The sequence below is a fragment of the Streptomyces sp. NPDC004435 genome (assembly GCF_042873895.1).
GTDB lineage: Bacteria > Actinomycetota > Actinomycetes > Streptomycetales > Streptomycetaceae > Streptomyces.
Genome location: NZ_JBIAMB010000020.1, coordinates 66,443 through 91,909, shown reverse-complemented (window position 1 = coordinate 91,909; position 25,467 = coordinate 66,443). Strand labels below are relative to the sequence as shown.

The 25,467-nt window shown below is 73.7% G+C and carries 22 protein-coding genes; 11 read left to right on the top strand and 11 right to left on the bottom strand.

What is annotated here, in order from left to right; all coding sequences use genetic code 11:
• Nucleotides 1-27: 27 nt before the first annotated feature.
• Nucleotides 28-1,224, top strand: coding sequence for a CaiB/BaiF CoA transferase family protein (locus ACFYT9_RS30465; RefSeq protein WP_387278893.1), 1,197 nt, complete (start codon nt 28-30; stop codon nt 1,222-1,224).
• 133 nt (nt 1,225-1,357) lie between these two features.
• Here ACFYT9_RS30465 and ACFYT9_RS30460 read toward each other — a convergent pair whose 3' ends face one another.
• On the bottom strand, nt 1,358-1,630 hold the full coding sequence (locus ACFYT9_RS30460; RefSeq protein ID WP_376597463.1) for a hypothetical protein: 273 nt from the start codon (nt 1,628-1,630) through the stop codon (nt 1,358-1,360).
• A gap of 297 nt (nt 1,631-1,927) precedes the next feature.
• On the opposite strand from ACFYT9_RS30460, the gene ACFYT9_RS30455 reads away from it, so the two are divergent.
• On the top strand, nt 1,928-2,947 hold the full coding sequence (locus tag ACFYT9_RS30455; protein ID WP_389168971.1) for a protein kinase: 1,020 nt from the start codon (nt 1,928-1,930) through the stop codon (nt 2,945-2,947).
• Here ACFYT9_RS30455 and ACFYT9_RS30450 read toward each other — a convergent pair.
• A complete protein-coding gene (locus ACFYT9_RS30450; RefSeq protein WP_376597460.1) occupies nt 2,931-3,737 on the bottom strand; it encodes an SGNH/GDSL hydrolase family protein in 807 nt (268 codons plus the stop codon). The two genes, ACFYT9_RS30455 and ACFYT9_RS30450, sit on opposite strands and share 17 nt — an antisense overlap.
• Before the next feature lie 628 nt (nt 3,738-4,365).
• Here ACFYT9_RS30450 and ACFYT9_RS30445 point away from each other — a divergent pair.
• The 4 genes from ACFYT9_RS30445 (at nt 4,366) to ACFYT9_RS30430 (ending at nt 8,301) form a co-directional block, all read left to right on the top strand.
• Nucleotides 4,366-5,202: a glycosyltransferase family 2 protein gene (locus ACFYT9_RS30445; RefSeq protein WP_376597458.1), complete on the top strand. Its 837-nt coding sequence runs from the start codon at nt 4,366-4,368 to the stop codon at nt 5,200-5,202.
• Nucleotides 5,199-6,251 (top strand): glycosyltransferase family 2 protein, encoded by a 1,053-nt coding sequence (locus ACFYT9_RS30440; RefSeq protein WP_387278898.1) that lies wholly within the window; start codon nt 5,199-5,201, stop codon nt 6,249-6,251. The genes ACFYT9_RS30445 and ACFYT9_RS30440 overlap by 4 nt, the downstream gene beginning before the upstream one ends.
• A 101-nt stretch (nt 6,252-6,352) precedes the next feature.
• On the top strand, nt 6,353-7,117 hold the full coding sequence (locus ACFYT9_RS30435) for a polysaccharide deacetylase family protein (RefSeq protein ID WP_389169040.1): 765 nt from the start codon (nt 6,353-6,355) through the stop codon (nt 7,115-7,117).
• 74 nt (nt 7,118-7,191) lie between these two features.
• Nucleotides 7,192-8,301, top strand: coding sequence for a DUF5925 domain-containing protein (locus tag ACFYT9_RS30430; RefSeq protein ID WP_389168970.1), 1,110 nt, complete (start codon nt 7,192-7,194; stop codon nt 8,299-8,301).
• 42 nt (nt 8,302-8,343) lie between these two features.
• On the opposite strand, the gene ACFYT9_RS30425 is transcribed toward ACFYT9_RS30430, so the two are convergent.
• Entirely contained in the window at nt 8,344-8,721 is a 378-nt protein-coding gene (locus ACFYT9_RS30425) for a GntR family transcriptional regulator (protein ID WP_030494480.1), read from the bottom strand.
• 73 nt (nt 8,722-8,794) lie between these two features.
• On the opposite strand from ACFYT9_RS30425, the gene ACFYT9_RS30420 reads away from it, so the two are divergent.
• Nucleotides 8,795-9,715: a GNAT family N-acetyltransferase gene (locus ACFYT9_RS30420; protein WP_389168969.1), complete on the top strand. Its 921-nt coding sequence runs from the start codon at nt 8,795-8,797 to the stop codon at nt 9,713-9,715.
• The gene (locus ACFYT9_RS30415) at nt 9,696-10,193 is read left to right on the top strand and encodes a DUF402 domain-containing protein (protein WP_376602306.1); all 498 of its coding nucleotides are present in this window, start codon (nt 9,696-9,698) and stop codon (nt 10,191-10,193) included. The genes ACFYT9_RS30420 and ACFYT9_RS30415 overlap by 20 nt, the downstream gene beginning before the upstream one ends.
• Nucleotides 10,194-10,238: 45 nt before the next feature.
• Here the strand turns inward: ACFYT9_RS30415 and ACFYT9_RS30410 are convergent, their stop codons facing one another.
• The 4 genes from ACFYT9_RS30410 to ACFYT9_RS30395 form a co-directional block, all read right to left on the bottom strand.
• A complete protein-coding gene (locus tag ACFYT9_RS30410; protein ID WP_389168968.1) occupies nt 10,239-10,682 on the bottom strand; it encodes a DUF6299 family protein in 444 nt (147 codons plus the stop codon).
• A 144-nt stretch (nt 10,683-10,826) separates the two neighbouring features.
• Nucleotides 10,827-12,320, bottom strand: coding sequence for a tripartite tricarboxylate transporter permease (locus ACFYT9_RS30405; protein WP_389168967.1), 1,494 nt, complete (start codon nt 12,318-12,320; stop codon nt 10,827-10,829).
• 3 nt (nt 12,321-12,323) lie between these two features.
• Nucleotides 12,324-12,773 (bottom strand): tripartite tricarboxylate transporter TctB family protein, encoded by a 450-nt coding sequence (locus ACFYT9_RS30400; protein ID WP_389169038.1) that lies wholly within the window; start codon nt 12,771-12,773, stop codon nt 12,324-12,326.
• A 113-nt stretch (nt 12,774-12,886) separates the two neighbouring features.
• Complete coding sequence (locus ACFYT9_RS30395) at nt 12,887-13,870, bottom strand: Bug family tripartite tricarboxylate transporter substrate binding protein (RefSeq protein WP_389168965.1); 984 nt, start codon at nt 13,868-13,870, stop codon at nt 12,887-12,889.
• A 149-nt stretch (nt 13,871-14,019) separates the two neighbouring features.
• Between ACFYT9_RS30395 and ACFYT9_RS30390 the strand changes: the two genes are divergently transcribed.
• Together ACFYT9_RS30390 and ACFYT9_RS30385 are read left to right on the top strand one after the other, a co-directional pair.
• Nucleotides 14,020-14,688: a response regulator gene (locus tag ACFYT9_RS30390; protein ID WP_376602302.1), complete on the top strand. Its 669-nt coding sequence runs from the start codon at nt 14,020-14,022 to the stop codon at nt 14,686-14,688.
• Nucleotides 14,689-14,841: 153 nt separating this feature from the next.
• Nucleotides 14,842-15,864 carry a lytic polysaccharide monooxygenase gene (locus ACFYT9_RS30385; protein ID WP_389168963.1) on the top strand — a complete coding sequence of 341 codons (1,023 nt, stop codon included), beginning with the start codon at nt 14,842-14,844 and terminating at the stop codon, nt 15,862-15,864.
• Nucleotides 15,865-15,933: 69 nt separating this feature from the next.
• Here ACFYT9_RS30385 and ACFYT9_RS30380 read toward each other — a convergent pair whose 3' ends face one another.
• The 3 genes from ACFYT9_RS30380 to ACFYT9_RS30370 all read right to left on the bottom strand — a co-directional run bounded on the left by ACFYT9_RS30380 (nt 15,934) and on the right by ACFYT9_RS30370 (nt 21,371).
• Nucleotides 15,934-16,797, bottom strand: coding sequence for an esterase/lipase family protein (locus ACFYT9_RS30380; RefSeq protein WP_389168962.1), 864 nt, complete (start codon nt 16,795-16,797; stop codon nt 15,934-15,936).
• Nucleotides 16,798-16,965: 168 nt separating this feature from the next.
• Nucleotides 16,966-17,922, bottom strand: coding sequence for a hypothetical protein (locus ACFYT9_RS30375; RefSeq protein WP_389168960.1), 957 nt, complete (start codon nt 17,920-17,922; stop codon nt 16,966-16,968).
• Nucleotides 17,919-21,371, bottom strand: a complete 3,453-nt coding sequence (locus ACFYT9_RS30370) for a DNA polymerase III subunit alpha (protein WP_389168958.1) — start codon at nt 21,369-21,371, stop codon at nt 17,919-17,921. Before ACFYT9_RS30370 ends, ACFYT9_RS30375 begins: the two co-directional genes overlap by 4 nt.
• 189 nt (nt 21,372-21,560) lie before the next feature.
• On the opposite strand from ACFYT9_RS30370, the gene ACFYT9_RS30365 reads away from it, so the two are divergent.
• Nucleotides 21,561-22,598, top strand: a complete 1,038-nt coding sequence (locus tag ACFYT9_RS30365; protein ID WP_376603284.1) for a DUF3533 domain-containing protein — start codon at nt 21,561-21,563, stop codon at nt 22,596-22,598.
• Nucleotides 22,599-22,806: 208 nt separating this feature from the next.
• Here ACFYT9_RS30365 and adhE read toward each other — a convergent pair whose 3' ends face one another.
• Nucleotides 22,807-25,401 carry a bifunctional acetaldehyde-CoA/alcohol dehydrogenase gene (gene adhE / locus ACFYT9_RS30360; RefSeq protein ID WP_389168956.1) on the bottom strand — a complete coding sequence of 865 codons (2,595 nt, stop codon included), beginning with the start codon at nt 25,399-25,401 and terminating at the stop codon, nt 22,807-22,809.
• Nucleotides 25,402-25,467 lie beyond the last annotated feature (66 nt).

The window sequence follows — 25,467 nt, the reverse complement described above, 5'->3', positions numbered from 1 at the left end:
CCGTCCGGGCGCGGTAGGCAGACGGGCATGAGCACTCAGCCCCTCCCCCTGGACGGGATCACCGTCGTCTCCGTCGAGCAGGCCGTCGCCGCCCCCTTCGCCACCCGCCAGCTCGCCGACCTCGGCGCGCGGGTCATCAAGGTCGAGCGCCCCGACGGCGGCGACTTCGCCCGCGGCTACGACACCGCCGCCCGGGGCCTGGCCTCGCACTTCGTCTGGTGCAACCGCGGCAAGGAGTCGGTCGCCGTCGACCTGAAGGAGCCGCGCGGACGGGAGCTGGCGGGGCGGCTCGTGGCGGACGCCGACGTCTTCGTGCAGAACCTCGCGCACGGGGCGGCGGCCCGGCTCGGCCTCGACGCGGCCACCCTCTGCGCCGCGCACCCGAGGCTGATCGCCGTCGACGTCTCCGGGTACGGGCCGGACGGCCCCTACGCCCACCGGAGGGCGTACGACATGCTCGTGCAGTGCGAGACCGGGCTCGTCTCGGTCACCGGCACCCCCGGACAGCCCGTCAAGTCCGGCATCCCGGCCGCCGACATCGCGGCCGGGATGTACGCGTACGCGGGCGTCCTCGCCGCCCTCGTCCGGCGCGGCACGACGGGCCGGGGCGGGCCGGTGGAGGTCTCGCTGTTCGACGCGCTCGCGGAGTGGATGGGGCACCCGCTGCACCACGGGGCGCACGGAGGTACGGCCCCGGCGCGCACGGGGCTCGCGCACGCCGTGATCGCGCCCTACGACGCCTATCCGACGGCGGACGGAGGACTGGTGCTGCTGTCCGTGCAGAACGACCGGGAGTGGCGGCGGCTCGCCGAACAGGTCCTGGAGCGGCCGGAACTCGCCGGTGACCCGGCGTTCGCGACCAACGCGGCCCGGGTCGAGGGCAGGGCTGCGACCGACGCGGCGGTGGGTGCGGCGCTCGGCGCGCTGCCCGCGGACGAGGCGGTACGGCGCCTGGACGCGGCCGGCATCGCCTGCGCCCGGCTCAACTCGGTGGCGGAGCTGGTGGACCACCCCCAGCTCGCCGCCCGGGACCGCTGGCGCCCGGTGGACTCCCCCGTCGGACCGCTGCCGTCGCTGCTGCCGCCGATCGGCTTCCCCGGCTCCCCGGAGGCGCCGATGGGCGGGATCCCGGCGCTCGGCGAGCACACCGACACGGTCCTCGCGGAGCTGGGCGTCGGGGCGGCGGAGACGAAGGAGCTGCGGGCGGCGGGCGTGATCGCCTGACCGGGACCCGGGTGCGGGTACGACGAAGCGCCGGACGGGCGGGGACGCGTCCGGCGCTCTCGGTGTGCGGGTGGCATTCGGGCTGCGGGCCCGCCGGTGGACCGCGTCGGGGACGCGGCGCGCGGCGGAACGGCTAGTGACGGGCGCCGAAGAGGGTGCGGCGCAGACGGCGGAGCGGGGCGAAGAGCGAGACCCGCGCACGGCCGGCGTGGCCGCTCTGGGCCGGCGCCTCGTGGCGACGCGTCGTCAGTTCCCGCATCAGCAGGGTCGCCTCGGCCACGTCGCGCTGCGGCACGGCGGGTCCGCCGAGCACCGCGAGATGGCGGTCGAGACGCGAACTGGTCGCGCTGCTCCCGCAGGTGATGGCAGGCACACGCGGCCTGCTTCGCATCGTTATCTGTTCCATGTCACTCCCCACCCGTACGAGGGCACCCGGCCCGGGCAGGTTAACCCTATCGCCCCACAGTGACACCCGTGTATCCCGCCGTCCGGATCGACTGCACTCGTACGGGGGTTGACGGTCACTCTACGAATCCATCTGATTCCAGGGCGAGTTGGACAGGGTTCGAACACCTGCCGAACCGTCATGAACCATCCTGCACCCCGGCCGCCCGCCTGCGGCCCCGGAGGCCGGTGTGATCTACGCCACCGAGGACCGTTCGAGTGGGTCGCCACCCGGCGGGGGCGCGGCTACCGTGGGTCCATGACGCTGATCGCGGGCCGTTACCGGCTGCTGGACGCCCTGGCCGAGGGCGCGGCGGGGATCGTCTGGCGCGCCAGGGACGAGGCGCTCGGCCGCGAGGTGGCCGTCAAGGAGGTGCACGCCCCGCCGGGGACGCCCGAGGCGGAGGAGCGGCTGCTGTACGCGCGGGTGGAGCGCGAGGCGCGGGCCGCGGAGGCGATCAGGGATCCCGGCGTGGCCGAGGTGTACGACGTGGCCGTGGAGCGGGGCCGGCCGTGGATCGTGATGGAGCTGGTCCGCGGGCTGACCCTGGCGGAGACGCTGGAGGCGGACGGGCCGCTGCCGGACCGGGAGGCGGCGCGGGTGGCGCTCGGGGTGCTGGCGGCGCTGCGGGCGGCCCGGGAGGCCGGTGTCCCCTATCGCGGGCTCGCCCCGGACCGGGTGTTGCTCGCGAACGACGGGCGGGTGGTGGTGACCGGGGTGGCCACCGGGACCTCGGCGCCGGACGCGCCGCCGCCGGGGCCCGAGGAGGACCTGCGGTCGCTGGGCGCGCTGCTCGGCGGGATGGTGGCGGATCCGCGGTCGGGGCCGCTGGCGCCGGTGGCCGGGGGGCTGGCCGGCCGGGACGCGGCGGTGCGGGCCGGGGCCGTACGGGAGCTGGAGCGGGTGGCCGGGACCGGGGGGCGGCCCCACGGGAGCGCGCCGGCGGACGGATCTGCGGACGTGCCGGAGCGCGGGCCGGGGCATCGGGAGCGGTCGGAGCATCGGGAGCACGACGGCTCCGCGGGGGTGCGCGGGGCGCGTACGGAGGAGCCCGCGCGCTCCGGCGTGCGGCGGCGGCCCCGCAGGAGCACGGTGATCGCGGCCGGGATCGCGGGGCTGCTGGTGATCGTGGCGGCGCTGGTCTGGCAGGCCGTCAGGGACGAGGGTCCGGGCGCCGGTCCGGGCGGGGGCGGGGCGTCGAGCAACGCTCCCGCCGTTCCCGGCGCCGCGGGTACGGGTGCGGAGGTGGGGGGATCCGCCGCTACGCCGCGTTCCTGAACGTGGGCAGGTAGCCGCCCGACTGGCCGGCGGCCGTCGGGTGGTAGGACTCCCCGATGTTGAGCCAGTTGACACTGTGCAGCCAGGCGGAGCCGGAGCAGATCTCATGGCCGGTGAAGGCCGTCACCACACTGGCGAAGGCGAAGCCGTGGTCGGCGGCGCGCTTGGCGACCGCGGCGTTGAGGTGGTCGGAGGCGCCGTTGATGGCTCTGCGCTCGTTCTCGCTGAGTCCGGCGACGCAGGATCCGTTGAGCTGGTAGAAGCGCGGATAGCCGAGGACGACGACCCGGGCGGCCGGGGCCTTGGCCCGGATGGCGTTGTATACGGCGTCGAGCCGGGCGGGCAGGGTCGAGTCGACGTATCCCTTCGCCTGGTTCACCCGATTGACGCAGGTGGTCTCCGACTGGAGCACACAGGTCGTCATGACGTCGGCGAAGCCCGCGTCGTTGCCGCCGATGGTGATCGAGACGAGGTCGGTGGCGGAGGAGAGGGGGCCGAGCTGCTTGCCGGTGACGTCGGTCGTGACGGCGCCGGAGCAGGCCGTGAAGGCGAAGGAGGAGGGGGAGTTGGCGTTGGCCCAGAGGCGCGGGAACGCCTTGGTGGAGCGCTTGCAGTCGCCGCTGGCGCTGTCGTAGCTGCCGGCACCGACGCCGGAGGAGTACGAGTCGCCGAGGGCCACGTAGTCGACGGCGGCGCTCTCGGCGGCCTGCGCGGCTCCCGCCCCGGTGAGGGCGAGGACGGAACCGAGCAGGAGCGAGGACGCGAAGGCCGCGATGCGCGACAGTTTCATGAAACCTCCCTGTAGCAGGATCTCTGCGCTACCAGGAAGTAGCATCGGATCCGCCCCACCGGAAGTGTTCATGTCAAAGTTGCCTCCGGGGAGCGGGTGATGCCTCCTCAGAAATGGGCACTTTCCGGCCATTCGGGGAACCGGAGGATCCGCTCCCGCTTCTGTCCGGATGTGACACGCCCCACCCGCCCGACCCTCCACAGGAGGGCGGCGCACCCCCTCTGTCCTCATAGCGGAAACGGATTGGTCGAATCCGGTCAGGAAGACAGCGCTTTCGATCACGAGTTGTTCGTCAAAGTGCCAGAAACCGGGCCGTACAAGCGGCACTTGCCATACAGTCCCATTCATCAATACCGTCGTACATCTCACCCGCATCGGTTCATCGGCAAGGCGGCTCAGGGGAGAGCCGCCGTAGTCCCGTTGGCGCCGGAGCGGGGCGCGGTAGGGGGGTGCCGTGCTCGGTGCGCTGTGCGCCGAGTCGCGGGTACCGCGCGGCCAGTCATGCCAACTCACCGATCCCGCAAGGAGATCGCTTCCGTGCGGGGATGGCGAGAACCCCCCTTTCGAACCGGACACACGATCGGGCCGCCCAGGGGTGGCGGCCCACCGGACGAGAGGGAAACCGACCATGAGCTCGTTCCTGCGCCCGGCCGTCACGGGCCATGAATTCACCGAGCCGAGTCGAATAGCGGCCCAGTACCGGGCCATCACTTCGCATCTGGCGATCACTCCGCCGGTCAGCGTCGTCATTCCCGCGATGAATGAGGCGGAAAATCTTCCGTACGTGTTCAAGTCGCTGCCGGAATGGATTCACGAAGTCGTCCTCGTCGACGGAAATTCGACGGACGACACCGTCGAGGTGGCCCGCGGGCTCCGGCCCGACGTGAAGGTCGTCAAGCAGGTCGGCAAGGGCAAGGGCGACGCCCTGATCAGCGGCTTCGCCGCCTGCACCGGCGACATCATCGTGATGGTCGACGCCGACGGCTCGGCGGACGGCCAGGAGATCGTCTCCTACGTCTCCGCCCTCGTCGGCGGCGCCGACTTCGCCAAGGGCTCGCGCTTCGCCAACGGCGGCGGCACCGACGACATGACCGGCATCCGCCGACTCGGGAACTGGGCGCTCTGCGCCCTCGTCAACCGGAAGTTCGGCGCCCGCTACACCGACCTCTGCTACGGCTACAACGCCTTCTGGAAGCACTGCCTCGACAAGATCACCCTCGACTGCACCGGCTTCGAGATCGAGACCCTCATCAACATCCGGGTCGTCAAGGCCGGCCTGAAGGTGCAGGAGGTCCCGAGCCACGAATACCTCCGGATCCACGGCGTCAGCAACCTCAACGCGGTGCGCGACGGCATCCGGGTCCTCAAGGTGATCCTCCGCGAGAAGCGCGTCACCAAGGCCGCCCGGGCGCTCCGCCGCCCCGCCGCCTTCTCCGTGAACGTCCCCCGGGGAGAGGTGTCTTGAACGACCGCACGACCCCCGGTCGCTTCTCCGTGGTGATCTGCGTCTACACGGAGGAGCGGTGGGGGGACATCCTCGCCGCCGTCGACTCCGTCCGGAAACAGTCGCTGGCCCCGCTGGAGACCCTGCTCGTCGTCGACCACAACGAGCGGCTCCTGGACCGGCTCACCGAGGAGTACGCGGACGCGCGGAGCCGCGAGGAGGTGCGGGTGCTCGCCAACGCGGGCCCCCGCGGCCTCTCCTCCGGCCGCAACACCGGGATCGCCGCCGCCCGCGGCGAGTTCGTCGCCTTCCTCGACGACGACGCCGTGGCGGAGCGGGACTGGCTCCACCACTTCTCCGCCGGCTACCGGGACCCGGAGGTCGTCGCCGTCGGCGGGCGCACGCTGCCCGCCTGGGCCTCCGGCCGCCGGCCCGTCTGGTTCCCCGAGGAGTTCGACTGGGTCGTCGGCTGCACCTACCGGGGACTGCCCCCGGGCCGCGTGCGGGTCCGCAACGTGCTCGGCGGCAACGCCTCCTTCCGGCGCACCGCCTTCGACGCGGCCGGCGGATTCGCCACCGGCATCGGGCGGGACGGCGACCGGCGACCGCTCGGCTGCGAGGAGACCGAGCTGTGCATCCGGCTCGCCGGCGCGGTGCCCGGCGCGGTCCTGCTCATCGACGACCGGGCGGTCATCCACCACAAGGTGCCCGCCGTCCGCGAGCGGTTCGCCTACTTCCGCACCCGGGTCTACGCCGAGGGCCTGTCCAAGGCCCTCGTCGCCCAGAGCGTCGGCGCGGGCAAGGGCCTGGAGTCCGAACGGCGCTACACCAGCCGGGTGCTCCCCGCCGGCGTCCTGCGCGGGGTGCGGGACACCCTGCTCGGCCGGCCGGGCGGCGCGGGCCGGGCCGGGGCCATCGTCACGGGCGTGGCGCTCGCCGCCGGGGGCTACGCCCTGGGCACGCTCCGCGCCCGCCGCGGCCACTCCCCCTCGTTCTCCTGGGGGCCGATCACCCCGGAGGGCGTCCCCGGGGAGGACCGGGACGCCGGTACGAAGGAGGCGGTCGCGTGAGCGCGTCCCCCGCCGCCGTACCCGCGCCGCCGTCCGCCGCCGTACCCGCGCCGCCGTCCGCACCCGTACCCGCTCCCGTACCCGCTCCGGTACCGATCCTCATGTACCACGCGGTCGCCCCCGATCCCGCGCCCGCGACGCTCGGGCTCTCCGTGACCCCCGAGGCGTTCGCCGCGCAGATGGACGTCCTGGCCGAGCGGGGCTTCGCCCCGGTCACCACCGCCGCGCTCGCCGCGGCCTGGCGCACCGGCGCGGAACTGCCCGCGCGGCCGGTGCTCGTCACCTTCGACGACGGCTACGAGGGCGTGCACCGGTACGCCCTGCCGGTGCTCGCCAAGCACTCCTTCGTGAGCACCGTCTTCGTCACCAGCGGCTGGCTGCCCGGCCGGCACGCCACCGGCGGCGAACTCGACGCCATGCTCAGCTGGGAGCAGGTGCGCGAGCTCGCCGCCGCCGGCACCGAGATCGGCGGGCACAGCCACAGCCACCCGCAACTGGACCAGCTCGACGCGCGGCGGCTGCGGTTCGAGGCGCTGCGCTGCCGGGAGCTGGTCGGCGAGGAGCTCGGCACCGCGCCGGACTCCTTCGCCTACCCCTACGGCTACTCCAGCCGGCGGGTGCGGACCACCGTCCGGGAGGCCGGCTTCACCCAGGCCCTCGCGGTCGGCAACGCGCTCGCCCGGCGCCGCCAGGGGCCGTACGCCCTGGAGCGGGTGACCGTGCGCCGCTCCACGACGGTCGAGCAGTTCGTCCGCCACGTCGAAGGAAGCTCCGTCGCCCGGGACTTCGCCGCCGACCGGGTCCTGACGAAGGGGTACGCCCTCGCCCGCCGGGCCCGCGGCGCGGTGCGCGGGCACTGGATCTGATCCTCGGGGGAGGAGCGCGGTCCGCCGGGGCAAAACCCGGTGCGCGGCCCGGGCGTGCGGTGGATCATGGCGACATGCCAGACACCCCCGCCGTACCGCCCGGGCCGCGCGAGCCGCTGCCGGTCGTGGTCAACCTCGACGACAGCGACTCGCCGAGCGACGTCATGGACGCGCTCTTCCTCGACCGGTTCACGACCGGGTCGCAGCCGCACGCGCACGGCCTCACCCTGGACCGGGCCCGGTCCGACGCGACGCTGCTGCCGCCGGGCGCCCGCGTGCTGTGGGGGGCCAAGGAGGAGGACCGCAGTTCCGTCCTCGCCGAGGGCGAGGGGTGGACGATCCTGTCCTCCCGCTGGAAGCACCGCGCCGACGTCACCGTGACGGCGACCGATCCGGAGCTGGCCGCGCGAATCCTCGCCGAGGCCACCGACGGTGCCAAGGACGAGCCCGAGCCGGAGCCCGAGGACGTCACCATGGGCTTCTGGTACCTGGCGCCGCAGCGCGGGCCGCGCCGGATGACCCGCCCCATCAGCGCGGACACCTGGGAAGAGGCCCGCCCCAACTACACGGCGCCGGTCGCCGAGTCGATGGACCGGCTGATGAAGCTGACGCCGGAGGACGTCACGGGCCGGCTCCTGCTGCTGCACGGCCCGCCCGGCACCGGCAAGACCTCCGCGCTGCGCACCCTCGCCCGCTCCTGGCGCGAGTGGTGCCAGGTGGACTGCGTGCTCGACCCCGAGCGGCTCTTCAACGACATCGGGTACCTGATGGACATCGCCATCGGCGAGGACGACGGCACCGAGAAGGAGCGGTGGCGGCTGCTGCTCCTGGAGGACTGCGACGAGCTGATCCGGGGCGGGGCGAAGGAGGCCACTGGCCAGGCGCTCTCCCGGCTGCTCAACCTGACCGACGGGCTGCTCGGCCAGGGGCGGAACGTGCTGGTGGGCCTCACCACCAACGAGGACCTGGAGCGGCTCCACCCGGCCATCGTGCGCCCCGGCCGCTGCCTGGCGCGGATCGAGGTCGGGCCGCTGACCCGGGCCGAGTCGGTGGCCTGGCTGAGCCGCGAGGACGGGGTGCCGTCCGGGGGCGCCACGCTGGCGGAGCTGTTCGCGCTGCGGCGCGGCGCTTCCCCCGCCGAGCTTCCGGAGCAGCGCACCCCGGCGGCCGGGCTGTATCTGTGAGCCGTGACGGGTCCGCCGGAGCTCCCGGACGGACCCGTCGTCTCACTCGGAGTCGTACGCGGCCCGCAGCGCGTCCCGCACGGCGGCCTCGGCCTCGTCCCGGGTGAGGCCCAGGCGGTACGCCTCCTCGGCGTACTGGGCGGCCGCGGAGGCGGCCCTCCGGCTGGCGGCGTCGCCGGCCGCCGCGACGAAGGTGCCGTGCCGGCCGCGGGTCTCGATGACCCCGTCCGACTCCAGGGCCTTGTACGCCTTGGCGACCGTGTTCGCGGCGAGCCCCAGCTGCTCCGCGAGTCCCCGGACCGTGGGCAGCTTGTAGCCGACCGGGAGTCTTCCCGACCGGGCGCGCTCCGAGATCTGGGCGCGCAGCTGTTCGTAGGGGGCGGTGGTGGACTGGTGGTCCACGGCGAGTGTCAGTGTCACCCACCCGATTCTGCCCCCACCCCACCGGAAAATGGGAGGCGGCGGCGTGGCCCCGGCCGTAGCGTGCGGCCCCATGACTGTGATCGTCCGTGACGTACGGCCCGAGGACGCCGAGGGTTTCGCCCGCGTCCGCCGCGCGGCCCTCCCCTGCATGCTCGCCACCGCGGAGCAGGTGGTCTTCGACTGGGCGCACGCTCACCCCGAGTCCCACGACCGGCCGCTGGTGGCGGTGACCGAGGAGGGCGAGGTGATCGGGACCGCTCAGGTGTCCCTCGCCCACGACTCCCCGGAGCCCGGCATCGGAAGCCTCAACGTGTACGTGGATCCGGCCCGTCGGGGGCTGGGCGCGGGGGCGCTGCTGGTCCGCACGGCCGAGGAGCACCTGGTCGAGCGGGGGGCGACGGCGCTCTACAGCTGGATCCTCGACGGCCCGGAGAACCGGGCCTTCGCGGAGCGGCGGGGGTACGCGCCGAGCCGGTCGGCGCACTTCCTGCGGCTGGACCTGACGGCGGGGCTGCCGCCGCTCCAGGAGCCGCCGGCGGGCGTCGAGCTGGTGTCCGCCGAGGAGTTCGCGGCGGATCCGCGTCCGCTCTTCGAGCTGGACGCGGCGACCACCGCCGACGAGCCGGGCGACGTGAAGGCGGAGCTGGACGACTACCCGCACTGGCTGGAGTCCACCTGGAGCCATCCGCTGCACGCCCGTTCGCTGACGGTGGTGGCGGTGGTGGAGGGGGTGCCGGCCGCGTTCAGCGCCGCGCGGACCGACGGGCTCGGCCGGTACTCCTCGGGGATGACGGGGACGGCCCCGGCCTTCCGCGGGCGCGGTCTGGCGAAGCTCGCCAAGAACGCGTCGCTGCACCGGGCGCGGGCGGCGGGCTGCACGGAGGCGTTCACCGGCAACGACGCCGGGAACGGGCCGATGCTGGCGATCAACGAGTGGTTCGGGTACACGGTCGACGCGACGGAGGTGCGGTATGTCAGGACGCTCGGTTGAGGTGGCGTTGTGGAAGGCGGGGCGGTTGAAGATCCGTTATCCCGCCGAGGTGGTGGCGGAGACGGCGACGCGGCTCTCGGTGCGGGCGCCGTGGGCGGCGGAGGGGGTGCGGGACTTCGGGTTCGTGCGCTTCGAGCCGGGTGACGTCTTCGTGGAGCACTACTGGACGGACCGCTGGTTCACCGTCAAGGAGGTGTGGTCGGCGGAGGGCCGGCTGAAGGGCTGGTACTGCGACATCACCCGGCCGGCCGAGTTCGGGGCGGCCGGGGTGACGGTCGAGGACCTGGACCTGGACCTGTGGGTGTCGGCGGACGGCAGCGAGGTGCTCCGGCTCGACGAGGACGAGTTCGCGGCGAGCGGTCTCGCCGCCGCCGATCCGGAGGCGGCCGGGCGGGCCGTGGCCGCTCTCGACGAGCTCGAACGGCTGGGCCGGCACGGCCTGGTGGCCCTGCTCGGCCGGACCGCCCCCGCCGTCTGACCCGGGAGGAACTGCTGGGCCGGCGGGATCCGGGGGGGGAGACCCTTAGGCGAGGGTCACCGGGGCCTCCTCGACGGCGAGGAAGCCGGGGGTGGGGAGGCCGCCCTGGGCGGTGAGCTGCATCAGGGTGGCCTCGACGCGGGCGTCGCCGGGCTGGTAGGCGGGGTCCTTCACCACCGCGGTGTTGGTCCAGGTGTGGAGGGCGCCGTCGCAGACCGCGCGGGTGCCGCCGATTCCGGCGGAACGGTCCTGCTGACGCAGGGTGGAGCCGACGAGGACCGGGCCCGCGCTGTCGTCGAGGCAGCGGTAGGTGCCGGAGAGGGTGACCGTGCCGTCGGCGCCGAGGAGGCCGGCCCGGTCGACCGTGAGCAGGTCCGCGAACCGTCCGGCCGGATCGACCGTGCGGCCGTCCGCCCCTCCCGCGTGGGCGAGGGGGGCGGCGGCCGCGGCGACGAGGGCGGTGACGGCGAGGACGAGTCGGACGCGCATGGGGGGGGTGTCCCTTCGAGGTGGGGGGAGACTACGCCCGCCAGGGATACCGGATCCCGCCGCCCGTTGTCCGAAACTCACTCCTTCATCGGCGCGTTGGCCGGGTCTCGCCCCTACCGTCGTATCGTCGTACGCCCCCGGCGCTCACGCCTCGGTCCGCTCGCGGGCCACCGCCTTCCGCAGGAACGGCCACACCAGCAGGAGCAGCACGATCGCGTAGACGGATACCGAGAACGGGGTGTTCACCAGCCCGGTGAAGGATCCGTCGCTGATCTGGAGGGCGCGGCGGAGCTGCTGCTCGGCGGCCGGGCCGAGGATGACGCCGATGACCGCCGGCAGCACCGGCAGGCCGTAGCGGCGCATGCCGAGGCCGAGGAGGCCGACCACCAGGAGGACGACGAGGTCGAGGGCCTCGCCGCCGACCGCGTACGCGCCGACGGCGGCGAAGAACAGGATGCCGGCGTAGAGGTACGGGCGCGGGATGCGCAGCAGCTTCGCCCAGACGGGCGCGAGCGGCAGGTTGAGCGCGAGCAGCAGCACCATGCCGACGAAGAGCGAGGCGATGAGGCCCCACACCAGCTCGGGCTCCCGCTCGAAGAGCAGCGGTCCCGGCTGGATGCCGTACTGCTGGAAGGCGGCGAGCATCACCGCGGCGACGGCGGTCGTCGGCAGGCCGAGGGTCAGCATGGAGACGAGGGTGCCGGCGGCGGAGGCGGAGGCGGCCGACTCGGGTCCCGCGACGCCCTCGACGGCGCCCTTGCCGAACTCGTCCTTGTGCTTCGAGAGCCGCTTCTCCGTCACGTACGACAGGAAGGTCGGGATCTCCGCGCCGCCGGCCGGGATCGCGCCGAACGGGAAGCCGATGAACGGGCCGCGCAGCCACGGCTTCCAGGTGCGCCGCAGGTCCTCGCGGCCCAGCCACGGGCGGCCCACCGGGACGGGCCGGCCCGCGGTGCGGCGCAGGTGGGCGGCGCCCCAGAGGGCCTCGCCGATGGCGAAGAGGCCGACCGCGACGATGACGACGTCGATGCCGTCGGCGAGCTGGAGCGAGCCGAAGGTGAGCCGCTGCTGGCCGGTGAGCTGGTCGAGGCCGACCAGGCCGATGGTGAGGCCGATGAGCAGGGAGGCGACGCCGCGGATCCGGGAGGAGCCGAGGACCGAGGTCACGGCGATGAACGCGAGGACCATGAGGGCGAAGTAGTCGGGGGCGCCGATGTCGACGGCGAGCGCCGCGACGGCGGGGGCGAGGGCGACGAGCAGGACGGTGCCGATCATGCCGCCGGTGAAGTGGCCGATGGCGGCGGCGGCGAGCGCCTGCGCGCCCCGCCCGGCCTTGGCCATCGGGTGGCCTTCCATGGCGGCGACGACGGCCGCGCTCTCGCCGGGGGTGTTGAGCAGGATCGAGGTGGTGGAGCCGCCGAACATGGCGCCGTAGTAGATGCCGGCGAACATGATGAAGGCGCCGGTGGGTTCGAGGCCGTACGTCACCGGGAGGAGCAGGGCGACGGCCATGGCGGGGCCGATGCCGGGCAGCACGCCGATCGCGGTGCCGAGGAGCACGCCGACGGCGGCCCACAGCAGGTTGACCGGGGTGAGGGCGGTCCCGAAGCCGTCCATCAGGGAGTTGAGGGATTCCATGGGTCAGAGCACTCCCATCAGCGGCCCGCCGGGCAGCGGAACGCCCAGCAGGCGGTCGAAGACGCCGTAGGTGAGGAGGGAGAGGACGGCCGCGATCAGCAGGTCGCGGGCGGGGTGGCGGCTGCCGAGGGCGTAGGCCGCGCCCCAGAAGAGCAGGGCGCCGGAGACCGGGAAGCCGAGCGGGCCGATGAGGACGGCGAAGCCGAGGAAGACGCCGACGAGGAGCAGGACGGTGCGCCAGTCGGCGGGGGCGTCGAGGTCGATGTCCTCGCCGCCCTCGGCCTCGCCGCGGCCGCCGTGGAGCACGTCGAGGGCGAGGAGGACGGCGACGACGAGGAGGCCGCAGCCGACGACGAGGGGGACGGTCGCCGGGCCGACGGGGCCGCGGGCGGTGAGGTCGACGTCGAGGGTGAGGGCGTCGGTGAGGACGAGGACGCCGAGGAGGAGCAGCAGGGCGCTGACGCCGAGCTCGGAGCGGTCCTTGAGCCGGTCCTTGAGCCGGTCCTGGGGCCGGTCCTTGAGCCGGTCGTGGGGCCGGTCCTGGGGCGAGGGGGGCGGCGGGGTGGTCACAGTCCGAGCTCCTTCAGCACCGTGTCGACGCGGGTGTTCTGTTCGGTGAGGAAGGCGCCGAACTCCTCGCCGGGCAGGAAGGCGTCGGTCCAGCCGTGGGTCTTCAGGGACTCGCGCCACTGGGGCGAGTCGTGCAGCTTCGTGACCAGGGTGACGAGCTTGTCCCGCTCGGCGTCGGTGAGGCCGGGCGGGGCGACGATGCCGCGCCAGTTGGTGAACTCGGTGTCGAGGCCGGCCTCGCGGAGGGTGGGGGCGTCGAGGCCGGGGACCCGCTCGGCGCCGGTGACGGCGAGCAGGCGCAGCTCGCCTGCCTTGATCTGGTCCAGGTACTCGCCGACGCCGGAGACGCCGAAGGCGACCTTGTCGCCGAGGATGGAGGCGAGGAGTTCGCCGCCGCCGTCGAAGGGGATGTAGTTGACCTCCCTGGGCGGGATGCCGGCGGCCTGGGCCATCAGCATCGGGGCGAGGTGGTCGGGGCCGCCGGGCGAGGAACCGCCGCCGACGGGCAGCTTGCCGGGCTCCTTCTTCCAGGCGGCGAGCAGCTCCTGGACGGTGCGGTACGGGGAGTCCTTGGAGACCACGACGATGTCCTGCTCCTCGGTGAGCCGGGCGATCGGGGTGGTGTCGGCGAGGGTCCTGGGGGTCTTGTTGGTGTGGACGGCTCCGACGACACCGAGCCCCATCGACATGGCGACCCGGCCGTCGCCGCGCTCGCCGACGAGCCGGGTGAGGCCGACGGTGCCGCCCGCTCCGGGCAGGTTGAAGACCTCGATGTCGCCGGTGAGACCGGCCTCCTCGGCGTTCTTCGCCGCGGTGCGGGCGGTGATGTCGTAACCGCCGCCGGGAGTGTTGGGGACCATGAACCGCAGGCCGGGTATGTCGGTGCCGGTGTCGGAGGCGCTGCCCGGGGTGAGCAGCGGCGGCCCGACGAGCACCAGCAGCGCCGCCCCGAGCAGGGCGAAGGGGGTGCGAAGACGCAACGCAGCCGCCTCTCGATGGTGGGGTGGGTTCCGGGACGGGCCCGGGAGAAGTGAAGTGGGCCACATGTTGCCCGCGTGTGAGGAAGCTGTCGCTCTTCCGCAACCAACGGACGTTGTGGTCCTTGTGGTCGCGACCTACCGTGTCCGGCGTGACGAAGGTGCTGGTGGTCGACGACGACTTCATGGTGGCCAAGCTGCACAGCCGCTATGTGTCGGCCGTGCCGGGCTTCTCCGTCGTCGGTGTCGCGCACACCGGCGCGGAGGCGCTGCGCGCCGCCCACCGGCTGCGTCCCGACCTGGTGCTCCTGGACATCTTCCTGCCGGACATGGACGGCATCGGGGTGCTGCGGGAGCTGCGCGGGGCGGGCCTGGCGATGGACGCGCTGTTCATCACGGCGGCCCGGGACGCGGGGATGGTCCGGGCGGCGCTGCGGGCCGGCGCGCTGCACTACCTGATCAAGCCCTTCAACCAGGCGGCGCTCCACGAGCAGCTGCGGCACGTGGCCTCGCTGCGTACCCGGCTGGACGGCCTGGACGAGGCGCGGCAGGAGGACGTGGACCAGATCTTCGGCACCCGGCCGCGGGGCTCCCGGGAGCTCCCGAAGGGGCTCGCGGCGCACACGGCGGAGCTGGTGCGGGGCATCCTGCGGGCCCATCCGGAGGGCCTGTCGGCCACGGAGTGCGCGGAGGCGGGCTCGCTCTCGCGGGTCAGCGCCCGGCGCTATCTGGAGCACTTCGCGGCCACGGGCCGCGCCGAGGTGACCCTCCGCTACGGGGGCACGGGGCGCCCGGAGCGGAGGTACCGGCCGGCGGGGTGAGGCGGCCCGTTCCTGAGGGGGCTCTTTCGAGGACCTTAAAGCGACCCTAAGAATCGCCATCTCGCCTTCTCCGGGCGCTTCTTCGGGGATCTCTGGGGCTAGCGTGCGGGGCACCACCCCCCACACCACCCTCGTTCCAGGAGTGTTCCCCCCATGACGTCTCGTCGTACGGTCGCTGTCGCCACCACCGCTCTGGTCCTCGCCGGGCTCGCCGGCGCCCCCGCCTTCGCGCACGGTTCGATGACCGATCCGGTGAGCCGGGTGGCGGCCTGTTACGCGGAGGGGCCCGAGTCTCCGTCGTCGGCCGCGTGCAAGGCGGCGGTGGCGGCGAGCGGGACGCAGGCGTTCTACGACTGGAACGCGGTGAACATCGCGAACGCGGCCGGGCAGCACCGGCAGCTGATCGCGGACGGGAAGCTGTGCAGCGCCGGCAACGACAAGTACCGGGGCCTGGACCTCGCCCGGGCGGACTGGCCGGCGTCGAAGCTGGCGTCCGGCAAGCACACCTTCCGGTACAAGGGGACGGCGCCGCACAAGGGCTCGTTCGAGCTGTACGTGACGAAGGACGGCTACGACCCGTCGAAGCCGCTGAAGTGGTCGGACCTGGAGGCGCAGCCGTTCGTGACGGTGACCGACCCCGGGATGCAGAACGGCGACTACGTCTTCGAGGGGACGGTGCCGAAGAAGTCGGGCCGGCACCTGATCTACTCGATCTGGCAGCGGTCCGACTCCCCCGAGGCGTTCTACACCTGCTCCGACGTGGTGTTCGGCGCCGACAACGGCGGGGCGGCGCCGTCCGCCTCCGCCCCGAGCGACGGTCAGATCGAGGACGGGAAGGACGAGTCCTCCGTCGAGCACGGCGGGCACGGCGACCACGACGCCTCGACGGGGGCGGAGGTCACGGAGGCGGCGCCCGAGCCGACCGGGCGGCCGTCCGCGGAGACGCAGCCGGAGCCGGCCGCGGAGGAGTCGGAGGCCGCCCCGGCGGGCACGCCCGCCGCGACCGCGACCGCGTCGAACGCGCCCGTCGCCGCCGGCGCCGGCGAGTCCGTGGAGCTCGCCGAGACCGGTGGTGACGCCCTCACGCCGTACCTCGCGCTGGGCGGGGCCGGCGTGCTGGCGGCCGGGGCGGCGGTGCTGTTCGGCGCGACCCGGCGGCGGACCCGCCGGGGCTGAGACCGGCGCCGGCACCGGGCCTGAGGCCAGGCTCGGGACCGGGACCGGGCGCGGGGCTGGGCCCCGGTGCTAGCCGATCACCGACAGGCAGGTGGTCGGGGTGGCGCGGGCCGGGTCGAGGGCGTTGGCCACCTCGTGGAAGGTGACCCGGTCCACCGTGCCGATGGCCACGTGCTCGGAGAGGTCGAGGGCGCACTTGTCCTGGATGAGGACGTTGGTGACGTTCGGCCCCGAGAGGAACTGCGAGCGGTACGGCGTGACGACCTGGTCGTACTTGGTCGCGATGACGTGGTAGCGGACGCCGGGCACGGTGTCGCCGCCCTCGTTGAGCTTCGTGAGGAAGGCGGAGCCGGCGATCTGGTCGGCGAGGCCCGGCGTGGTCGCCTTGATGAGGTCCTCGGCGCCGGGGAAGTACGGCAGGAGCTTGGTGAGGCCGAGCAGGGTGGTGCCGTGGTTGTCGGGGGCGATGCCGACGAGCGTGTTCACCTTCTCGGCCCCGCCGAGGAACTTGAGGTACCAGCGGGGCATCATGCCGCCCTGCGAGTGGCCGACGAGGTCGGCCTCGGGGGCGCCGGTGGCGGCGAGGACCCGGTCGACGAAGACGTCGAGCTGGCCGGCGGACTTCTCGATGGGGCCGAGGCCGTGGAAGAAGGGCACGTTCGGCAGCTGGCCGTAGTCGAGCGAGTAGACGCAGTAGCCGCGGTTCACCAGGTAGGGCGCGAGGGCCAGCCAGTTGTCGACGGAGTTCCCGAGGGTTCCGTGGACGAGGACGACCGGGCGCGGGTGGGCGGCGGAGGGCTTGCAGGACCAGTCGTTCCAGCCCCGGCTCGGGGCGGCCTGGGCGGTGGCGGTGGGGGCGAGGACCGCGGCGACCGTCAGGAGCAGGACGGACAGCGCTCTGGTGAGGTTCTTCCAGGGGTTCCGGGGCAGCATCGGGGGATCTCCTTGCGGCTCAAGGGGATGGTGGGGGTGCTGTGCCCTGCGGCCCGGACCACAAGTGGGGATGCGCTTCGGCCACGTTACGCACGGGTGTTACCGGCTGGGAAGTTACGCGTCGGTAAAAACTGGCGTGTCGTCAGACTTTCCTGGTAGGGGGGCCGTTCAGGCGGCCAGCGAGCCCGGGAGGATCGCGCGCGGACCGAACCTGGCGCGGGCCCGGTCGGCCACCGCCTCGATCCGCCGGGCCTTCTCGTCCGCCGGGTCGAAGGTGAGCTGGTGCGAGGCCCGTCCGGCCGGCCCCAGGCCCTCGGCGCGCAGCGCGACACCCCGCACCCGGGCCCGCTGGAGGCCGAGGGAGTCGTGGAGCGCGTACGCGAGAGCGGTGAGCGCCGCGGTGTGGGCGGTCGGTTCGGGCAGCGTACGGCTCCGGCTCGTGGTGCTCCGGTCGGCGTACCGCACCGTGAGCGCGAGGGACCGGCAGACCTGGCTCCCGGTCCGCAGCCGGGTGCCGAGTTCGGCGGCGAGCGAGAGCAGCGCCCGGCGCTGTTCCGTGCGGTCGGTCTCGTCGTACGGGAAGGAGCGCTCGGCGGCCAGGGCCCGGGCGGCGGCGTTCGGCACGACGGGCGTGCGGTCGATGCCCCGGGCACGCTCCCACAGCTCGCGGCCGGCCTTGGCGCCGACGAGCCGCTGGAGCACGGCGAGCGGGGCGTCGGCGACGCGTCCGGCGGAGTCGAGGCCGTAGCCGCAGAGGGTGTGGGCGGTGGCGCGGCCGACGCCGTCGAGCGCGACGACGGGGCGGTCGCGCAGGAAGGCCTCCGGGTCGTCGACGGTCAGGGTGAGGCCGGGCCGGGCCTCGCGGGCGGCCATGCGGGCGAGCATCGGGTTGGGCCCGGCGCCGATGACGCAGTCGACGCCGTACAGGGCGAGGGCGCGGACGCGGATCACGGCGGCGAGTTCGGCGGGGGTGCGGTCGAAGTAGCGCAGCGCGCCGCGCACGTCGGCGAGCGCCTCGTGGGGCGGGGCGGCTTCCACGACGGGGGTGAACTCGCCCAGCAGGTCGACCAGTCGGGGCAGGAGCGCCTCCCCCGCCTCCGGGCCGAAGCGTACGCAGAGGATCATCCGGCGCTCCCCGGGCTGCTGTGCCAGAGCTTGCGCGCGGGGGTGGCGGCGCCGTCCCCGGCGGGCCGGAGGTCGGCCCAGGGGTTCATCTCGTAGCCGGTCTCCATGCGGATCCGGCGCCCGTCGTCGGAGGTCTCCGGCCGCTCGGGCACGCGCTGCTCGGACAGCCGCTCCCCCACCGCGTCGAGGCCGCCGGCGGACCGCAGTTCGACCAGTTCGGCGAGGTTCCAGGCGGCGGCGCCGACGACGCTGACGCTGCGCGGGCCGCGCCGCTGCACCACGCCCCTGACCAGGAGCAGCCAGGAGTGGAAGACGGTGTGGGCGCACCGTTCGTGGGCGTCGTCGAAGAAGGCGAGGTCGACGAGGCCGGTGCCGTCGTCGAGGGTGGTGAAGATGACGCGTTTCCCGGAGCGGATCGGCGGGGTCTGGGTGGCGGCCTTGGCGCCCGCGACGAGGACGGTCCGGCCGTGGGGGGTGGAGCGCAGCCGCTCGGCGGAGACGACGCCGAGTTCGCGGAGGAAGGCGTGGTGGTCGCCCATGAGGTGGCGGGAGGCGTCCATGCCGAGGATGCCGAGTTCGGCGCTGAGGCGCTCCGACTCGTCGAGGTCCGGCAGGCCGACGGGGGCGGTCTTGCGGCCTTTGGCGAGGGGCAGTTGGCCGCCGTAGGAGGCGGCGCCGCGCTGGGTGCGGTGGAGTTCGGTGAGGTGCAGGAGGAGGTCGCGGCGGTTGGCGCCGAAGGCGTCGAGGGCGCCGACCTGGGCGAGGCGTTCGGCGACGGGCCTGGCGGGGCGGGCGCGTTCCCAGAAGTCGAGGAGGGAGGCGTAGGGGCGGCCGGTCTCGATGCGGGCGGACTCGGCCTCGCTGATGCCGTGGACGTCGGTGAGGCCGAGCCGGAGCCCCCACACCGGAGGCTCATCGGACACCAGTTCGATACGGTGGGCGACCGCCGACCGGTTCACGTCCAGCGGCAGCACCGGCACCCCGCGCCGCCGGGCGTCGGCGAGCAGCAGCCGCTTGGGGTACATGCCGGGATCGTGGGTGAGCAGCCCGGCGTAGAAGGCGGCCGGGTGGTGGGCCTTGAGCCAGGCCGACTGGTAGGTGGGCACGGCGAAGGCGACCGCGTGCGCCTTGCAGAAGCCGTACGAGCCGAACGCCTCGACGATCTCCCAGGTGCGGGCGACGACCTCGTCCGCGTACCCCCGGCGCTTCGCCAGCTCGGCGAACCACGCCTTGATCCGGCCCTGCGACTCGGGGTGCGAGAGCCCGCGCCGCACCTGGTCGGCCTCGGCCCGGTCGCAGCCGGTCATGATCCGGACGATCTCGATGATCTGCTCGTGGAAGACGACCACGCCGTACGTCTCGCGCAGGGGTTCCTCCAGGTCGGGGTGGGGGTAGCGGACGGGGGCGCGGCCGTGCCGGGCCTCGATGAAGGGGCGGACCATGTCGGCGGCGACCGGTCCCGGGCGGAAGAGCGAGATGTCCACGACGAGGTCGTGGAAGGTCGCGGGCTGGAGCCGGCCGACCAGGTCGCGCTGGCCGGGGGACTCGATCTGGAAGCAGCCGAGGGTCTCGGTGGAGCGGATCAGGGCGTACGTGTCGGGGTCGCCGGCCGGGACCGCGTCGATGTCCGGGCGGGTGCCGGTGGCGCGTTCGACCTCGGCGACGGCGTGGGCCATCGCGGACTGCATCCGCACGCCGAGCACGTCGAGCTTGAGCAGTCCGAGGTCCTCCACGTCGTCCTTGTCGAACTGGGACATGGGGAAGCCCTCGCCGCTGGTGGGGACCACGGGGGTGCGGGTGAGCAGCGAGGCGTCCGAGAGGAGCACTCCGCAGGGGTGCATGGCGATGCCGCGCGGGAGCGCGTCGAGGGCTTCGACCAGCTCCCAGAGGCGTCCGAACTTCTCGCGTTCGCCCGCGAGTTCGCGCAGTTCGGGGAGTTCGTCGAGGGCGGCGAGGGCGTCCCGGGCGCGGATGTGCGGGAAGGCCTTGGCGATCCGGTCGGTCTCGGCGGGGTCGAGGGAGAGGGCGGCGCCGACGTCCCGGACGGCGTGGCGGACCCGGTAGGTCTCGGGCATGGAGACGGTGGCGACCCGTTCGGCGCCGAAGCGGCCGATGATCGCCCGGTAGACCTCCAGACGGCGGGCGGACTCGACGTCGACGTCGATGTCGGGCAGGGCGGTGCGGCGCTTGGAGAGGAAGCGCTCCATGAGCAGGCCGTGCTCGACGGGGTCGGCGTGGGCGATGCCGAGGAGGTGGTTGACGAGGGAGCCGGCGCCGGAGCCCCGGGCGGCGACCCGGATGCCCAGGGAGCGGACGTCGTCGACGACCTGGGCGACCGTCAGGAAGTAGGTGGCGAAGCCGTGGTGGGCGATGATGTCGAGCTCGCGGTGCATCCGGTCCCAGTAGGCGCCCCGTTTCTCGTACCCCTTGAGGACCATGCCGGCGGCGGCCCGGGAGGCGAGGACGCGCTGGGCGGTGCGGTGCTCGGCGCCGACGAGGTGCGGCTCCGGGAAGTGGGCGGAGCCGATGCCGAGGTCGTCCTCGGGGTCGACCAGGCAGCCGGCGGCGGTCTCGGCGGTCCGGTCGAGCAGTCGGCGGGCCGCGTCGGGGCGGAAGCCGGCGGCCTCGACGATCCGCTCGGCGGCGGCGGTCATCGCGGCGGTGTCCTTGAGCCACGCCTCGCCGCTGTCGAGGCCCTTGCGGGGGTCGACGGGGACGAGCCGGCGGGCGGCGTCGAGGACGTCGGCGACCGGGCCCTGGCCGGGGTCGGCGTAGCGGACGGCGTTGGTGAGCACGGGCGGGACGCCCTGTTCGGCGGCGAGGCCGACGGTGCGGGCGGCGAGCCGCAGGGAGCCGGGGCCTGCGCCGGGGCGCCCGTGGTCGACGGCGGCGAGGCGGAGCGCGTCGCCGTACCGGTCGCGCCAGGGGGCGAGCAGCCGGGCGGCGCGGTCGGGGCGGCCGGCGGCGAGGGCGCGGCCGACGTCGGAGTCGGGGCCGAGCAGGACGAAGAGGCCGGTGCCGGGGTCGGCGGAGGCGGGCAGCAGCGGGCGGCGGTCCTCCCCGGTCCGGGCGTGGGCGGCGGTGACGAGGGCGCAGAGGGAGGCCCAGCCGGCCCGGGAGCGGGCGAGGAAGACGGCCCGGGGCGCGGACTCGTCGACGAAGGCGCCGCCGCGCACGGGGACCCGGCGGGCGGAGGTGAGCCCGTCGCCCGGCTCGCCGGCCGGGGCGGTCAGGGGTTCGTGGGCGAGGTCCACGCCGAAGAGGGGGCGGACGCCCTCCTTCTCGCACGCCTTGGCGAAGCGGATCGCGCCCCCGAGGCTGTCGCGGTCGGTCAGGGCGAGGGCGTCCAGGCCCCGCTCGGCGGCGCGGGCGGCGAGGGCGGCGGGGTGGGAGGCGCCGTACCGGAGGGAGTGGCCCGAGGCGGCGTGCAGATGGGTGAAGCCCGTCATGGCGCACCTCCCGCGTTCCTGCTCCGGCGGTGCTTCCCGCACCGGTATTCGTACAGACGTTCCCACCCCCACCGACCACCCTAGCTCATTTCGAACGTGCGTACGATAAGCGGCGCGCACCTGACCTCCGTCAGCCGTTCGGCCCCTTCCCACCTGCGCGGATGCCCCCTCCCCCGGAGCCTGGGGGGCATGAGTCTCGTCGACGAACTGAAAAGCGCCGTCACCCCCCGAGCCGCCCTGCTCGTCGTCGGGGTCTTCGCCCTCCAGCTCCTCTTCATCACCTCGTACGTCGGGGCCCTGCACAACCCGAAGCCGTCGGACGTGCCCTTCGGTGTGGTCGCGCCCCAGCAGGTGTCCGCCACCCTCGTCGGCGAGCTGGAGAAACTGCCCGGCGACCCGCTCGACCCGCGGACGGTGGCCGGTGCGGACGAGGCCCGGGACCAGATCATGAACCGGGAGATCGACGGCGCCCTGATCGTGAACCCGGCGAGCCGCACCGACACCCTGCTCGTCGCCTCCGGCGGCGGCACCGTGCTCTCCTCCGCCCTGGAGAAGATCCTCACCCAGGTGGAGGCGGCCCAGGGCCGGCAGGTGCGGACGGTCGACGTGGCCCCCGCCTCGCCGCGGGACTTCGACGGACTCTCCGCCTTCTACCTCGTCGTCGGCTGGTGCGTCGGCGGCTACATCTGCGCCGCGATCCTCGCCATCAGCGCCGGCTCCCGGCCCGCCAACCGCGAGCGGGCGATCATCCGGCTCGGCGTCCTCGCGCTCTACTCCGTCCTCGGCGGTCTCGGCGGCGCGATCATCGTCGGCCCGGTCCTGGGCGCCCTGCCCGGCTCCGTCGCCGCCCTGTGGGGGCTCGGCACCCTGGTCGTCTTCGCCGTCGGCGCGGCCACCCTCGCCCTCCAGTCGGTCTTCGGGATCGTCGGCATCGGCCTGGCGATCCTGCTCGTGGTGGTCCTGGGCAACCCGAGCGCCGGCGGCGCCTTCCCCGCGCCGATGCTGCCGCCGTTCTGGAAGGCGATCGGCCCGGCCCTGCCGCCGGGCGCCGGCACCTGGGCGGCGCGCTCGATCGCGTACTTCAAGGGCAACGACATGACCGCCTCGATGCTGGTGCTCTCCGCCTGGGCCGTGGTCGGCGCCGCGGTCACGCTGGTGATGTCCTCGCTGAAGCGGAAGCCGGAGGGCGAGCCGATCGCGGCGGAGGTGGGCGAGCCCCGCGCCTGACTCGGCCGACGGCACGGAAAGCCCCGCGCCCCGGCCGACGGCACGGCGGGCCCCACGCCTGACCCGGCCGACGGCGCGGGAAGCCCTCGCGACCCCGGCCGGAGCACGAGAAGGGCCCGCGCCCCTGCCGAGCGCGGGAAGGCCCCCACGACCCGGCCGGAGCACGAGGAGGCCCCCGCCGCCGCGGGGGCCTCCTCAGGTGTCCGGGCTACTTCCCGTAGTACGCCCGGACCATCAGCTCCTTCATCTCGTCGATCATCGGCATCCGCGGGTTGGCCGGGGCGCACTGGTCGGCGTAGGCGTTCATCGCCTGCTGCGGCAGGGCCTCCATGAAGGCCGCCTCGTCGACGCCCTCGGCCTGGAAGCCCGCCGGGATCCCGCACCGCTCACGCAGCTCCTCGACGGCGCGGGCGTAGGACTCCACGCCCTCCTCGGGGGTCGCGGCCGGCAGGCCGAGCGTCCGGGCGAGCTCCTGGTAGCGCTCGGGCGCCCGGTAGACCTCGGCCTTGGGCCACGGCACGGCCTTGTGGGTGACGGTGCCGTTGTGCCGGATCACGTGCGGGAGGAGCAGCGCGTTGGTGCGTCCGTGGGCGACGTGGAAGGTGTTGCCGAGGGTGTGGGCCATGGCGTGGACCAGGCCGAGGAAGGCGTTGGCGAAGGCCATGCCGGCGATGGTGGACGCGTTGTGCATCTTCTCGCGGGCCTCGGGCGCCTTCGCGCCCTCCTTCACGCAGGTCTCCAGGTTCTCGAAGATCAGCCGGACGGCCTGGAGGCACTGGCCGTCGGTGAAGTCGTTGGCGTAGGCCGAGACGTACGCCTCGGTGGCGTGGGTCAGGGCGTCGAAGCCGGAGTCGGCGGTGACCTTCGGCGGGAGGTGCAGCGGGAGCACCGGGTCGACGATGGCCACGTCCGGGGTGAGCGCGTAGTCGGCGAGCGGGTACTTCTGGGCGGCCTCCGGGTCGGAGATGACGGCGAAGGGGGTGACCTCGCTGCCGGTGCCCGAGGTGGTCGGGATCGCGACCAGCTTCGCCTTCTCGCCGAGCTTCGGGAACTTGTAGGCCCGCTTGCGGATGTCGAAGAACTTCTCCTTGGTGTCCGCGAACTCGACCTCGGGCCGCTCGTACATCAGCCACATGATCTTGGCCGCGTCCATCGGGGAGCCGCCGCCGAGCGCGACGATCGTGTCCGGCCGGAAGTCCCGCATGGCGGCGGCGCCGGCCCGGACGGTGGCGAGCTCGGGGTTGGGCTCGACGTCGTCGACGACCTGGATCGCGACGGGCTCGGGACGCCCGCTCAGGATGCCGGTGACCTTGGCGAGGAGGCCGATCTCGCCCATGGTCCGGTCGGTGACGACCGTGACCCGGTGGACGCCCTCCATCTCGCCGAGGTAGCGGATCGCGTCGCGCTCGAAGTAGATCTTCGGCGGGATCTTGTACCACTGCATGTTGGTGTTGCGCCGTCCGATCCGCTTGACGTTGATCAGGTTCACCGCGGTGACGTTGTTCGAGACCGAGTTGTGCCCGTAGGAGCCGCAGCCGAGGGTGAGCGAGGGGAGGAAGGCGTTGTAGACGTCGCCGATGCCGCCGAAGGTGGAGGGGGCGTTGACGATGACCCGGACCGCCTTGACCCGCCGGCCGAACTCCTCGGCGAGGGCCTCGTCCTCGGTGTGGATGGCGGCGCTGTGCCCGAGGCCGTGGAACTCGACCATGGCGGCGGACAGTTCGAGGCCGTGCTCGGTGGTGTCGGCGCGCAGCGCGGCGAGGACCGGGGAGAGCTTCTCGCGGGTGAGCGGCTCGTTCTCACCGACCTCGGCGCACTCGGCGAGCAGGATCGAGGTGCCTTCGGGGACCTCGAAGCCGGCCTGTTCGGCGATCCACGCCGGGGACCTGCCGACGACGGCCGAGTTGAGCTTCGCCCCGGCGCAGTCGCTGCCGTAGGCGGTGGCGCCGAAGAGGTACTCCTCCAGCTTGGTCTTCTCGGCGGCGGTGACGACGTGGGCGCCGAGCCGCTCGAACTCGGCGATGCCCGCCTCGTACACCTCGGCGTCGAGGACGACTGCCTGCTCGGAGGCGCAGATCATGCCGTGGTCGAACGCCTTGGAGAGCACGATGTCGTGGATCGCGCGCCGAAGCCTGGCGTCCTTGGCGACGTAGGCGGGGACGTTGCCGGCGCCGACGCCGAGGGCGGGCTTGCCGCAGGAGTAGGCGGCCTCGACCATCGCGTTGCCGCCGGTGGCGAGGATGGTGGAGACGCCGTCGTGGCGCATGAGGAGGCCGGTGGCCTCCATCGAGGGCTCCTCGATCCACTGGACGCAGTCGGCGGGGGCGCCGGCGGCGACGGCGGCGTCACGGACGGTCCGGGCGGCCTCGGCCGAGCACTTCTGCGCGGAGGGGTGGAAGGCGAAGACGATCGGGTTGCGGGTCTTGAGGGCGATCAGCGCCTTGAAGACGGTGGTCGAGGTGGGGTTGGTGACCGGGGTCATCGCGCAGACGACGCCGACGGGTTCGGCGATCTCGGTGATGCCGTTCAGCTCGTCGCGGGAGATGACGCCGACGGTCTTCAGGCCGGCCATCGAGTTCGTCACGTGCTCGCAGGCGAAGAGGTTCTTGACGGCCTTGTCCTCGAAGAGGCCGCGGCCGGTCTCCTCGACGGCGAGGCGGGCCAGTTCGCCGTGGGCGGCGAGCGCGGCGAGCGACGCCTTCCTGACGATGTGGTCGACCTGCTCCTGGTCGAGGGCCTCGAACTCCGCGAGCGCCCCGAGCGCCCGGCCGACGAGTCCTTCCACCATCTCCTTGGCCTCCATGACGGGCCTCCTTCACCGGTCCCTTATTTCTTCGATGCCTCCATTCGACACCCGATGACCTGCGAG

Bases quoted from the DNA above. Each gene is read 5' to 3' on its own strand.
- ACFYT9_RS30465 (WP_387278893.1), top strand. From the start codon at position 28: ATGAGCACTCAGCCCCTCCCCCTGGACGGGATCACCGTCGTCTCCGTC.
- ACFYT9_RS30460 (WP_376597463.1), bottom strand. From the start codon at position 1,630: ATGGAACAGATAACGATGCGAAGCAGGCCGCGTGTGCCTGCCATCACC.
- ACFYT9_RS30455 (WP_389168971.1), top strand. From the start codon at position 1,928: ATGACGCTGATCGCGGGCCGTTACCGGCTGCTGGACGCCCTGGCCGAG.
- ACFYT9_RS30450 (WP_376597460.1), bottom strand. From the start codon at position 3,737: ATGAAACTGTCGCGCATCGCGGCCTTCGCGTCCTCGCTCCTGCTCGGT.
- ACFYT9_RS30445 (WP_376597458.1), top strand. From the start codon at position 4,366: ATGAGCTCGTTCCTGCGCCCGGCCGTCACGGGCCATGAATTCACCGAG.
- ACFYT9_RS30435 (WP_389169040.1), top strand. From the start codon at position 6,353: ATGTACCACGCGGTCGCCCCCGATCCCGCGCCCGCGACGCTCGGGCTC.
- ACFYT9_RS30430 (WP_389168970.1), top strand. From the start codon at position 7,192: ATGCCAGACACCCCCGCCGTACCGCCCGGGCCGCGCGAGCCGCTGCCG.
- ACFYT9_RS30420 (WP_389168969.1), top strand. From the start codon at position 8,795: ATGACTGTGATCGTCCGTGACGTACGGCCCGAGGACGCCGAGGGTTTC.
- ACFYT9_RS30415 (WP_376602306.1), top strand. From the start codon at position 9,696: ATGTCAGGACGCTCGGTTGAGGTGGCGTTGTGGAAGGCGGGGCGGTTG.
- ACFYT9_RS30410 (WP_389168968.1), bottom strand. From the start codon at position 10,682: ATGCGCGTCCGACTCGTCCTCGCCGTCACCGCCCTCGTCGCCGCGGCC.
- ACFYT9_RS30405 (WP_389168967.1), bottom strand. From the start codon at position 12,320: ATGGAATCCCTCAACTCCCTGATGGACGGCTTCGGGACCGCCCTCACC.
- ACFYT9_RS30385 (WP_389168963.1), top strand. From the start codon at position 14,842: ATGACGTCTCGTCGTACGGTCGCTGTCGCCACCACCGCTCTGGTCCTC.
- ACFYT9_RS30380 (WP_389168962.1), bottom strand. From the start codon at position 16,797: ATGCTGCCCCGGAACCCCTGGAAGAACCTCACCAGAGCGCTGTCCGTC.
- ACFYT9_RS30375 (WP_389168960.1), bottom strand. From the start codon at position 17,922: ATGATCCTCTGCGTACGCTTCGGCCCGGAGGCGGGGGAGGCGCTCCTG.
- ACFYT9_RS30370 (WP_389168958.1), bottom strand. From the start codon at position 21,371: ATGACGGGCTTCACCCATCTGCACGCCGCCTCGGGCCACTCCCTCCGG.
- ACFYT9_RS30365 (WP_376603284.1), top strand. From the start codon at position 21,561: ATGAGTCTCGTCGACGAACTGAAAAGCGCCGTCACCCCCCGAGCCGCC.
- adhE (WP_389168956.1), bottom strand. From the start codon at position 25,401: ATGGAGGCCAAGGAGATGGTGGAAGGACTCGTCGGCCGGGCGCTCGGG.